This window comes from Alteraurantiacibacter palmitatis (assembly GCF_037154115.1).
In the GTDB taxonomy this organism is placed as follows: Bacteria; Pseudomonadota; Alphaproteobacteria; order Sphingomonadales; family Sphingomonadaceae; genus Alteraurantiacibacter; species Alteraurantiacibacter palmitatis.
The window spans coordinates 275,912-285,876 of sequence record NZ_JBANRO010000004.1 but is presented as its reverse complement, the minus strand read 5'-3'; the positions used below and the strand labels follow the sequence as shown (position 1 = coordinate 285,876).

General features: G+C 65.4%; 11 protein-coding genes. 2 read left to right on the top strand and 9 right to left on the bottom strand.

Features of this window, described 5'->3' with window-relative positions:
* Window positions 1–142 precede the first annotated feature (142 nt).
* The 9 genes from WFP44_RS06690 to WFP44_RS06650 all read right to left on the bottom strand — a co-directional run bounded on the left by WFP44_RS06690 (window position 143) and on the right by WFP44_RS06650 (window position 6,754).
* Window positions 143–625, bottom strand: coding sequence for an SRPBCC family protein (locus WFP44_RS06690; protein ID WP_336925635.1), 483 nt, complete (start codon window positions 623–625; stop codon window positions 143–145).
* 5 nt (window positions 626–630) lie between these two features.
* Window positions 631–987 carry a HesB/IscA family protein gene (locus WFP44_RS06685; protein ID WP_336925634.1) on the bottom strand — a complete coding sequence of 119 codons (357 nt, stop codon included), beginning with the start codon at window positions 985–987 and terminating at the stop codon, window positions 631–633.
* Window positions 988–1,497 carry an SUF system Fe-S cluster assembly protein gene (locus WFP44_RS06680; protein ID WP_336925633.1) on the bottom strand — a complete coding sequence of 170 codons (510 nt, stop codon included), beginning with the start codon at window positions 1,495–1,497 and terminating at the stop codon, window positions 988–990.
* Window positions 1,497–2,696 (bottom strand): aminotransferase class V-fold PLP-dependent enzyme, encoded by a 1,200-nt coding sequence (locus tag WFP44_RS06675; RefSeq protein WP_336925651.1) that lies wholly within the window; start codon window positions 2,694–2,696, stop codon window positions 1,497–1,499. The genes WFP44_RS06680 and WFP44_RS06675 overlap by 1 nt, the downstream gene beginning before the upstream one ends.
* Before the next feature lie 92 nt (window positions 2,697–2,788).
* On the bottom strand, window positions 2,789–3,541 hold the full coding sequence (locus WFP44_RS06670) for a SufD family Fe-S cluster assembly protein (RefSeq protein WP_336925632.1): 753 nt from the start codon (window positions 3,539–3,541) through the stop codon (window positions 2,789–2,791).
* On the bottom strand, window positions 3,538–4,281 hold the full coding sequence (gene sufC, locus WFP44_RS06665) for a Fe-S cluster assembly ATPase SufC (protein ID WP_336925631.1): 744 nt from the start codon (window positions 4,279–4,281) through the stop codon (window positions 3,538–3,540). The genes WFP44_RS06670 and sufC overlap by 4 nt, the downstream gene beginning before the upstream one ends.
* A gap of 3 nt (window positions 4,282–4,284) precedes the next feature.
* Window positions 4,285–4,815, bottom strand: coding sequence for an endonuclease domain-containing protein (locus WFP44_RS06660; protein WP_336925630.1), 531 nt, complete (start codon window positions 4,813–4,815; stop codon window positions 4,285–4,287).
* A complete protein-coding gene (sufB, locus tag WFP44_RS06655; RefSeq protein WP_336925629.1) occupies window positions 4,815–6,320 on the bottom strand; it encodes a Fe-S cluster assembly protein SufB in 1,506 nt (501 codons plus the stop codon). The genes WFP44_RS06660 and sufB overlap by 1 nt, the downstream gene beginning before the upstream one ends.
* On the bottom strand, window positions 6,317–6,754 hold the full coding sequence (locus WFP44_RS06650) for an SUF system Fe-S cluster assembly regulator (protein ID WP_336925628.1): 438 nt from the start codon (window positions 6,752–6,754) through the stop codon (window positions 6,317–6,319). The genes sufB and WFP44_RS06650 overlap by 4 nt, the downstream gene beginning before the upstream one ends.
* Before the next feature lie 385 nt (window positions 6,755–7,139).
* Here WFP44_RS06650 and WFP44_RS06645 point away from each other — a divergent pair, with 385 nt between their 5' ends.
* Together WFP44_RS06645 and ggt are read left to right on the top strand one after the other, a co-directional pair.
* A complete protein-coding gene (locus WFP44_RS06645) occupies window positions 7,140–8,195 on the top strand; it encodes a quinone-dependent dihydroorotate dehydrogenase (protein ID WP_336925627.1) in 1,056 nt (351 codons plus the stop codon).
* Between the two features lie 10 nt (window positions 8,196–8,205).
* A complete protein-coding gene (gene ggt, locus WFP44_RS06640) occupies window positions 8,206–9,921 on the top strand; it encodes a gamma-glutamyltransferase (RefSeq protein ID WP_336925626.1) in 1,716 nt (571 codons plus the stop codon).
* Window positions 9,922–9,965: the final 44 nt, after the last annotated feature.

The window sequence follows — 9,965 nt, the reverse complement described above, 5'->3', positions numbered from 1 at the left end:
AGGCTTGTTCGGCAACAACGGCTCGATCACCAGCCACTCATCATCGGTCAGTTCAAATCTACGACGCGTCATCCAAAACTCCTTCCCGAAACCTTGAATCAGCCGCGCCCGCGCCGCGCAAGTCAGTTTATGAGTTTACGGCCTAGATCTTTCCCGCCGCCAGCAGCCCGCGCCAGCGCCTCTGCCGGTGGGTATAGAGCAGGCGCGCAAAGCCGGCCGCCGCAAAGGTGAGTGCGCCCGCGTCCACCTCTACCCGGTCGGTATAGCACGTGCCCTCGCCCTCCGGCTCTACCTGCATGGTGTGATCCCAGCGCCGGATAAGCCCGCCGCCATCCTTCCCGCGCGCACAGCCCCGGCCATTGTCGCGCAGGGCATAGCAGCCCGCCGAAGGATCGCTTGGAAGCTCCTCGATCCCCACGATCTGGTCGTCGAGCGGGATGAGGCCCAGCAGCTTGACGCCCATCCGGTATTCGCCGGGCACCCATTCGGATGGGAAGGCTCCGCCGCGCGGCGTAAAGCGCAGCAGGGGTGCAGAGACCGCTTCGAGAACGGCCGGTTTCCGAAGCCGCGCAAACACCTCTGCCGGGGGCAAGGGAAGGTAGGTGGATACCGCGATCAGCGCCAAGGCCTTTAGACCATGAAGCTTTCGCCGCAGCCGCACGCGCCCTTGGCATTGGGGTTTTCGAACACGAAGCCGGCGGCAAAATCATCCTCGCGCCAATCCATCGTGCTGCCGATCAGATACAGCACGCTGGCGGCATCGATATAGAAGGTGCCGCCGGGCGTTTCGATCTTCTCGTCAAACGGGGTTTCGGCGGTGACGTAATCGACCGAATAGGCAAGCCCGGAACAGCCCCGGCGCGGCGTGGACAGCTTCACGCCAATGGCCCCTTCGGGCGCGCGCGCCATAAGGTCGGCCACGCGCTGTTCGGCTGCGGGGGTGAGGATGACGGCGGCGGGCCGCGCGCGGGATTTTGTCTCGGTCATCTAGAGCATTCCTAACTCAAGCCGCGCCTCGTCGCTCATTTTCGAGGCGTCCCATGGCGGATCCCAGGTGATGTTCACCTCGGCATCGCGCACGCCGGGAATGGCGCCGATGCGCATTTCGATTTCGGCGGGCATGGATTCGGCCACCGGGCAATGCGGAGTGGTGAGCGTCATGGTGATCGCCACATCGGCATCGGGCGTAACATCGACCCCATAGATCAGGCCAAGGTCATAGATATTCACCGGGATTTCCGGATCGTAGATGTCTTTCAGCGCCGCGATCACCTCTTCATACAGCTCACCGCCCGGCTCACCCGGAGCAAGCCCGGCAGGTTTGGCCGCCAGGAAGCCTTCGAGATAGTCGCGCTTGCGTTCCAGCTTCTCGGCCAGATTTTCCGGGGCGCTCTCCTCCACCGCATCCTCTACCTTCGCGCGGGGCGGCTTTTCGACGCTATCCACCACTTCGGCGGGCGGCGGAGTGAGTTGCGAAGTGTCCTGATGTTCGTCCATCAGCCAAAGATCCTTCTGGTGCGTTCAATACCGCGCACAAGCGCGGCGATATCGTCTTGCGAACTGTAGAGGCCGAAACTGGCCCGCGCGGTGGCGGGCACGCCCAGATGTTCCATCAGCGGCTGGGCGCAGTGATGCCCGGCGCGGATCGCCACATCCTCCTCGTCCAGAATGGTGCCCAGATCATGCGGGTGCACACCGTCGAGCATGAAGCTGACGATCCCCGCGCTGTCAGCGGGGCCGAACAGCCTCACATCGTTCATCGCGCCCAAGGCGTCGCGCAATTGCGCCACCAGCGCGCTTTCATGCGCATGGATGGCGGAAAGGCCGATGGCATCGACATAATCGCAGGCGGCGGCAAAGCCCACCGCCTCGACAATCGCCGGTGTGCCTGCCTCGAACCGCTGCGGCGCGGGGGCGTAAGTGGTGCCGGCAAAGCTGACCTTGTCGATCATCGCGCCGCCGCCCTGATAGGGAGGCATTTGGTTGAGGATATCCGCTTTTGCCCACAGCGCGCCGATGCCGGTGGGGCCATACAGCTTGTGCGCGCTGAAGGCGTAGAAATCGCAATCGAGCGCCGCGACATCCACGCCGATGCGCGCCACCGCCTGACAGCCATCGACCAGCAGCTTTGCGCCCACGCCATGCGCCAGAACTGCGGCGCGCGCGATGTCGAGCACGCCGCCCAGCACATTGGAGACATGGGCCAGCGCCACCAGCTTGTGCGCAGGCGTCAGCATGGCGGCGGCGGCATCGAGGTCGATCCGGCCATCCGCCGTCAGCGGGCAGACATCGATATGCGCGCCCTTGCGTGCCGCCAGCATCTGCCAGGGCACGATGTTCGAATGGTGTTCCAGTTGCGAGAGCAGGATGCGGTCGCCCGCGCCGATATTCGCCTCGCCCCACGTCGCGGCAACCAGATTGATCGCCTCGGTCGCGCCGCGCGTAAAGACCACTTCGTCCTCACGCCCGCCGATAAAGGCGGCCACGCGGCGGCGCGCGGCTTCGTAGGCCAGCGTCATTTCGGCGCTGCGCGCATAGACGCCGCGATGCACCGTGGCGTAATCCCTGCCCAGAGCGCGCGTCACCGCGTCGATCACGGCTTGCGGCTTTTGCGCGGTGGCGGCGGTGTCGAGGTAATGCCACGGCTTGCCCGCCGGGGTGAGCAGGCCGGGGAAATCGGCCCGCGCCTCGGCCAGAAGCGCCCCCGCGAAGGCGGGGGCCTCAGGCGAGGATGCGCCGGGTGGCGGAAGGTTCCCGCCTGCGCGGGGACTCGCAAGGCTTGAATTGGTCACAACGCCGCCCCCTCCAGCGCGGCCAGCGCCGTTTCCAGCAGCGCCTCGCCCGCCTCTGCCTCGGCAGCGGCAAAGGCATCGGCGATGAAAGCGCGCACCAACAGGGCGCGCGCCGCATCGGGCGCAATGCCGCGGCTGGCCATGTAGAAGCGCGCCGCCTCGTCCATCTGGCCGATCGCCGCGCCATGCGCGCATTTCACATCGTCGGCATAGATTTCGAGTTCGGGCCGCGCATTGGCAGCCGCCCCGCGTTCCAGCAGCAGGCCCTTGAAATCCTGCGCGGCGTCGGTCTTTTGCGCATGGCGGGCGACATCCACCCGGCCAAGGAAATTGCCCGTCGCCTGCCCCCAATGCACGGCGCGCACCACTTGGTTGCTGGTCGCATCCGGCTGCGCATGGCGCAGGCGGGTGACGATCTCGCGCACCGCGTCTCCGCCGCCGATGGTGACGCCGCCAAATTCGAAATGCGCAGCCCGGCCCATGGTCACGTCGATATCGAGCCGCGCGTAATCGCCGCCTGCCACCACCGCGAACAATTCCGCGCGCGCGCCTGCGCCCAGCGTCAGGCGGAGGCGGCGCACATCCGGCGCGGCGCTGGCGAGCACCAGCGTATCGGCAAGGCTTTCGCCCGCCGGCACGGTGATCGCGTGCCAATCGTCCAGCGCGCCCGGATCAAGCCGGGCGAGCGCGGGAATATCGGCATAGCGCCATTCCTCCGCCTTGGAGGTGGGGAGCGTCGCAACTGTCATGCCGCCACCGCCTCGTAACCTTCGCTTTCCAGCTCCAGCGCAAGGTCCGGCCCGCCGCTCTTCACGATGCGGCCCTTGGCGAGCACATGGACATGGTCAGGCTTCACGTAATCGAGCAGGCGCTGGTAATGCGTGATGAGCAGCACGGCCTTGTCAGGGCTACGCATGATCGCGTTGATCCCTTCACCCACAATGCGCAGCGCGTCGATATCGAGGCCGCTATCCGTCTCGTCCAGCACGGCGAAGCTGGGATCGAGAATGCCCATCTGCACCATTTCGTTGCGCTTCTTCTCGCCGCCCGAAAAGCCGACATTCACCGGCCGCTTGAGCATATCCATATCCATCTTGAGCAGGCCCGCCTTCTCGCGCGCCAGCTTGAGGAAATCGCCGCCGCTCAGCGGTTCCTGCCCACGCGCCTTGCGCTGGGAATTGAGCGCCTCGCGCAGGAACTGCACATTGGAAACGCCGGGGATTTCCACCGGATACTGGAAGCCGAGGAAGAAGCCCGCCGCCGCGCGTTCGTGCGGTTCCAGCTCAAGCAGATCCTGCCCCATGAAGGTCACGCTGCCGCCGGTCACCTCGTAACCGGGCCGTCCGCCCAGCACATAGGCGAGCGTCGATTTGCCCGCGCCATTGGGGCCCATGATCGCGTGCACCTCGCCCGCATTCACGGTGAGGGTGAGGCCGTTCAGGATCTGCTTCCCGTCTATTTCGGCGTGGAGGTTGTCGATTACCAGCATTGCTTATGTCCTGTTTCGGGTGGGAGCGCGGCCAGCGCTGCGCCCGGCGCGCATCTGGTCGCCATGCGCGCGGCGGGCCTTCTGCTTGTCGGCAATGCGTTCGCGCATCACCTGCGTGAGATTGGCGAGCACGGCGTCAATATCGTTCAGGATATCGGCGGCGGGAATGCGCAGCAGCTTGATGCCGACCGCCTCCATGCTCTTGTCGCGGCGCGTGGCGAGAACCTCGTTCTGCCCCTCCTCGTCAATCGCGATAGCAAGGCCGAGATTGTGGCAGTTGAAATCGACAATCGCGCTGCCGACCACAGCGTGGCGCTTGAAGCTGTAGGGCCCCATGTCGGCGGCAGTGAACTTGGCTGCCAGCGCCTTGTGCGCCGGGGTCGAATGCCGCCGCAATTCGCGCGCCTGCTCGTGCAGCACGTCGAGGCGGCTTTCCGAGATTTCCCAGCCGCGGCCCTTCTTCTTGAGAGCGGGGGCTTCGGTTGAGGTGTCCTCACCGGGGGTGGGGAGTTTGAGGGTTTTGCGGTCGGTCATCACCCCACGCTCCCCTCAAGCGAAATCGCCAGCAGCTTCTGCGCTTCAACGGCAAATTCCATCGGCAGCTCTTTCAGCACCTCTTTGGCAAAGCCGTTGACGATCAGCGCCACCGCATCTTCCGCGCCCAGCCCGCGCTGCATGGCGTAGAACAGCTGGTCGTCCGAAATCTTGCTGGTGGTCGCCTCATGCTCGATCTGCGCGGTGGGGTTGCGCACCTCGATATAGGGCACGGTATGCGCGCCGCATTGATCGCCCAGCAGCAGGCTGTCGCACTGGGTGAAGTTGCGGACATTGTCGGCATTGGCCCCCACGCGCACCAGCCCGCGATAGGTGTTGTTGCTCTTACCCGCGCTGATCCCCTTTGAGATGATCGTCGAGCGGCTGCCGCGCCCGTTGTGGATCATCTTGGTGCCGGTATCGGCCTGCTGGTAATTGTTGGTGACGGCGACCGAGTAGAACTCGCCCACGCTGTCCTCACCATTCAGCACGCAGGAAGGATACTTCCACGTCACCGCGCTGCCGGTTTCCACCTGCGTCCAGCTGATCTTCGACCGCGCGCCCTGGCACAGGCCGCGCTTGGTGACGAAGTTGTAGATACCGCCCTTGCCGTCCGCATCGCCGGGATACCAGTTCTGCACGGTGGAATATTTGATCTCCGCATCTTCCAGCGCGACCAGTTCCACCACCGCAGCGTGGAGCTGGTTCTCATCCCGCATCGGCGCGGTGCAACCTTCCAGATAGCTGACATAGCTGCCCTTTTCCGCCACGATCAGCGTGCGTTCGAACTGGCCCGTATTCTCCGCATTGATGCGGAAATAGGTGGAAAGTTCCATCGGGCAGCGCACGCCTTCGGGGATGTAGACGAAGGTGCCGTCCGAAAAGACCGCGCAGTTCAAAGTGGCAAAGAAATTGTCGTGCATCGGCACCACGCGGCCGAGCCACTTCTTCACGAGGTCAGGATATTCCTTGATCGCTTCGCTGATGCTGCGGAAGATCACGCCGGCCGCTTCCAGTTCCTTGCGGAAAGTCGTGGCCACGCTGACGCTGTCGAACACCGCGTCCACCGCCACCTTGCGCGCGCCGGTCACGCCGGCGAGCACTTCCTGCTCGGCCAGCGGGATGCCCAGCTTGTCGTACACGGCCTTGATCTCGGGATCGAGCTCATCAAGGCTCGCCAGCTCCGGCTTCTTCTTGGGCGCGGCGTAGTAATAGGCATCCTGATAATCGATTTTCGGATAGCCCAGCTTCGCCCAGTCCGGCTCCTCCATGGTCAGCCAGTGACGGAAGGCCTTGAGCCGCCAGTCGAGCATCCATTCCGGCTCCCCCTTCCTGGCGGAAATGAAGCGGACGGTATCCTCGTTCAGCCCCTTGGGCGCGAAATCGGTTTCGATCTCGGCGGACCAGCCATGCTCGTAATCGGCCACGCGCGCGGCGGCTTCGCGCGCCTCACGGTCTTGCAGTTCAGCGTCGTGCACGTCTTCGGTCTGCATATTCTCGCTCATGCCGTGGCTACTTCCTTTTGCCGCGCAAGGTCGGACAGGCGCACCTGCGCCAGCGCGCCGCGCAGCGCATCATTCACGACCGGCCAGTGCGGGCGCACATTGCAGGTGCCTTCCAGCGCGCAATCCTGCTTGCCCGCATCCACGCAAGCCGTCAGCGCAATAGGGCCTTCGACCGCCTCGATAATGTCGGCCAGCGTGATAGCAGCCGCCGGGCGCGCCAGCTGGATGCCGCCGCCCGCCCCGCGCTGGCCCTTGATCAGGCCTGCCTTGGACAGGATAGTCACCAGTTTCTGCACCGTGGGCAGCGGCAAGGCGGTTTCGGCCGCCAGATCCGCGGCGGAAATGCGTGAGCCGGCTGCTGCCAGCGTCCCGCAATGGCGCGCGGCGGCACACATGGTGACCACGGCATAATCGGCCATACTCGACAGACGCATAAGGCTCCACCGGCTGGTCAGTCCGCCTAATCGGACTGATTCGTTCCGATTTCACCTAGTGACGCGAATCCGCGCTTTCAACGCCCGATTGCCTGTTGCGAGTCGTTAGCATCTAAGCGGCATAAAAAAGGGGCGGCCCGCCCTGCACCTGGTGCAAGATTGGCCGCCCTCATAGTCGAGAACCCGTCGCGTTGTCGCGGCGAGCCCTTCGGGTCGCGGCTGCAAACTAGCAGAATGGTTGCGCCACCACTTGTATGAAAGCGACAAGCCACGCGCAAAATCGGCCTGATTGCGCCATTTTGGATGATTTCGGCTGCAACCAATGCGCCGCGATCGGCCGATCGCGCGAATCGACACGGCCCCGCGTCTTTGCCATAGGGCCGCCATGCTTTACCGCCTCATCCGCCCCGCCATTTTCGCGCTCGACGCCGAACGCGCGCACCGCCTCACCGTTGCCGCGCTCAAGATTTGGGCGCCCGATGCGCCAGCCTCCCCTGCGGCGGGACCGCTGGCGACCACTGTTGCGGGACTGCGTTTCCCCAATCCCGTGGGCATGGCGGCGGGTTTCGACAAGGATGGCGAAGTGCCCGATGCGCTGCTGGCGCTGGGGTTTGGCTTTGCCGAGGTCGGATCGATCACACCGCGCCCGCAGGAAGGCAATCCCCGGCCCCGGCTGTTCCGGCTGGTGGAGGACGAGGCGGTCATCAACCGCATGGGATTCAACAATCACGGTGGTGACGAGGCGGCGGCGCGTCTCGCTTCCCGCAGGCGGCGGGGCCCTTCGACTTCGCTCAGGACAGGCATTGTCGGCATCAATATCGGCGCGAACAAGGACAGCGCCGACCGTATCGCCGATTACGCGCACATGACGCGCCTGATGGCCCCGCTGGCGGATTATCTGGCGGTCAATATCTCCAGCCCCAACACGCCGGGCCTGCGCGCGCTGCAGGATGAAGGCGCGCTGACCGAACTGATCGACGCGGTGATGGAGGCGCGCGGTGATGCGCAGGTGCCCGTATTCCTGAAAGTCGCGCCCGATCTCGAACCCGCCGATGTGGATGCGATTTCCCGCATCGCGCTGGACAAGGGGCTGGCCGCGCTGATCGTATCGAACACCACGATTGCCCGCCCGCCGCTGCGATCGGCCCATGCGGGCGAGGCGGGCGGCTTGTCCGGCGCGCCGCTGAAGGATGCCGCGCTCCAGCGCCTGCGCGATTTCCGCCGCGCCACTGGCGGCGCGCTTCCGCTTGTGGGCGTAGGCGGCATCGCCACGGCGGACGATGCCTTTGCCCGCATCCGCGCCGGTGCCTCGCTGGTGCAGCTGTATTCCGCGATGATCTATGCCGGGCCAGGGATTGCGCGGGCGATCTGCCGAGGGCTGGAACAGCGCTTAAGTCAATACGGTTATGGCAGCATTGCCGACGCCGTCGGCACCGAATAGCGGTTTTTCGATGCGTTTTGCCCGCCAACTGGCCCTCTTGTTTGCCCCGCTCGCGCTGGCCGCCTGCGCCGCGACTACCCAAACCCCGCTGCAAACGGCCACAACCGCGCCCTTTGCCGGTGTGGTCAGCGCCGCCGATCCGCGCGCGGCTGAAGCCGGAGCGGCGATGCTGCGCATGGGCGGCACCTCCACCGATGCGGCGATTGCCACCATGCTGGCGCTGACCGTGGTGGAACCGCAAAGCAGCGGCATTGGCGGGGGCGGCTTCTATGTGCGCGGCACGCCTGATGGTGCGGTCATCACACTCGACGGGCGTGAGACAGCGCCTGCCGCCGCCACGCCCGAATGGTTCCTGACCGCCGAAGGGACGCCCCGCCCCTTCATGGAAGCAGTGATGAGCGGGCTTTCGGTGGGCGTTCCGGGCAATATCGCCCTCGCGGCAGAGGCGCATGACCGTTACGGCACACTGCCCTGGGCTGCCCTGTTCCAGCCCGCCATCGCTTTGGCGCGGGAGGGGTGGGAAATCACCCCGCGCTTCCGCGAATTTCTGGTTTCGGCGCAGAACCGCGCCGCCTACACACCCGAAGGCCGGGCCATGTTCTATGACGCGGCAGGCGACCCACTGCCCGTTGGCGCGCGCGTGACCATGCCCGAACTCGCCGCCACGCTGGAACAGCTAGCCGCCGCAGGCCCGCGCGCCTTTTACGAAGGGCCGATGGCCGACGGGATGGCGGCGGTGATGGCCGAGGCCACGCCGCACGAAGGCGCAGTCACCCCGGCTGATTTCGCCAGCTATTCCGCCGTGTGGCGCGAAAGTCCCTGCGGAACCTACCGCCAATACCGCATCTGCGGGATGGGCCCGCCCTCTTCCGGCGCGACCACGGTGTTTGCCGTGCTCAAGCAGTTGGAGCGTTTCGATCTCGCCGCGCTGGGGCCGGATTCGCCAGTCAGCTGGCATCTTTTCGCCGAAAGCCAGCGCCTCGCCTATGCCGATCGTGAACGGTATCTGGCCGATGGCGATTTCGTTTCCGTTCCGATGGCGGGGTTGATGGACGCAAACTATCTGGCCGAGCGCGGCGCGCTGATATCCGCCACCGCGCGGATGGCGAGCGTGGCGGCCGGCACTCCGCCCGGTATGCGGGCGATTGCCGCCGACGGCTTTGGCCCTGAAGAAAATGGCACCAGCCATTTCGTCGCGGTGGACCAGTGGGGCACGGCGGTATCCTATACCTCCACCATCGAAGGGCCGTTCGGATCGGGCCTGATGTATGGCGGCTTCTACCTCAACAACGAACTGACCGATTTCAGCATGGTCCCCGCGCGCGACGGGGTGGCGGTTGCCAACCGCGTCGAAGGCGGCAAGCGGCCGCGCAGCTCGATGGCGCCTACGCTGGTCTATGGCCCCGATGGCGCGCTGGTGCTGGCCGTTGGCGCAGCGGGCGGAGCAACGATCCCGGTGCAGGTGGCCAAGGCGCTGATCGGCGTGCTCGACTGGGGCCTGCCGGTGGAACAGGCGATCGGCCTGCCGGGTCTTTATGCGCCGGGTTCGGACATTGTGGTGGAGGAGGATTCGCCCTTGCTGGCCTTCCGCGCCGAACTAGAGGCGCTGGGCCACACCCTCCAGACGCGCCGCCTGCCGTTCAAGGCCAATGCCGCGCAGTTTGTGGGCGGCACATGGCAAGGCGCGGCCGATCCGCGCAGTGAAGGCGCAGCGGTGCATCCATGATCCTTTCGGGAAACTTGCCCTAAGCGTTTCCCCTCCCTAGTTTC

What these genes read in the sequence shown, in the direction of transcription:
- WFP44_RS06685 (WP_336925634.1), bottom strand. Translation starts at nt 987, where the DNA reads ATGACCGAGACAAAATCCCGCGCGCGGCCCGCCGCCGTCATCCTCACC.
- WFP44_RS06680 (WP_336925633.1), bottom strand. Translation starts at nt 1,497, where the DNA reads ATGGACGAACATCAGGACACTTCGCAACTCACTCCGCCGCCCGCCGAA.
- WFP44_RS06670 (WP_336925632.1), bottom strand. Translation starts at nt 3,541, where the DNA reads ATGACAGTTGCGACGCTCCCCACCTCCAAGGCGGAGGAATGGCGCTAT.
- sufC (WP_336925631.1), bottom strand. Translation starts at nt 4,281, where the DNA reads ATGCTGGTAATCGACAACCTCCACGCCGAAATAGACGGGAAGCAGATC.
- WFP44_RS06660 (WP_336925630.1), bottom strand. Translation starts at nt 4,815, where the DNA reads ATGACCGACCGCAAAACCCTCAAACTCCCCACCCCCGGTGAGGACACC.
- sufB (WP_336925629.1), bottom strand. Translation starts at nt 6,320, where the DNA reads ATGAGCGAGAATATGCAGACCGAAGACGTGCACGACGCTGAACTGCAA.
- WFP44_RS06650 (WP_336925628.1), bottom strand. Translation starts at nt 6,754, where the DNA reads ATGCGTCTGTCGAGTATGGCCGATTATGCCGTGGTCACCATGTGTGCC.
- WFP44_RS06645 (WP_336925627.1), top strand. Translation starts at nt 7,140, where the DNA reads ATGCTTTACCGCCTCATCCGCCCCGCCATTTTCGCGCTCGACGCCGAA.
- ggt (WP_336925626.1), top strand. Translation starts at nt 8,206, where the DNA reads ATGCGTTTTGCCCGCCAACTGGCCCTCTTGTTTGCCCCGCTCGCGCTG.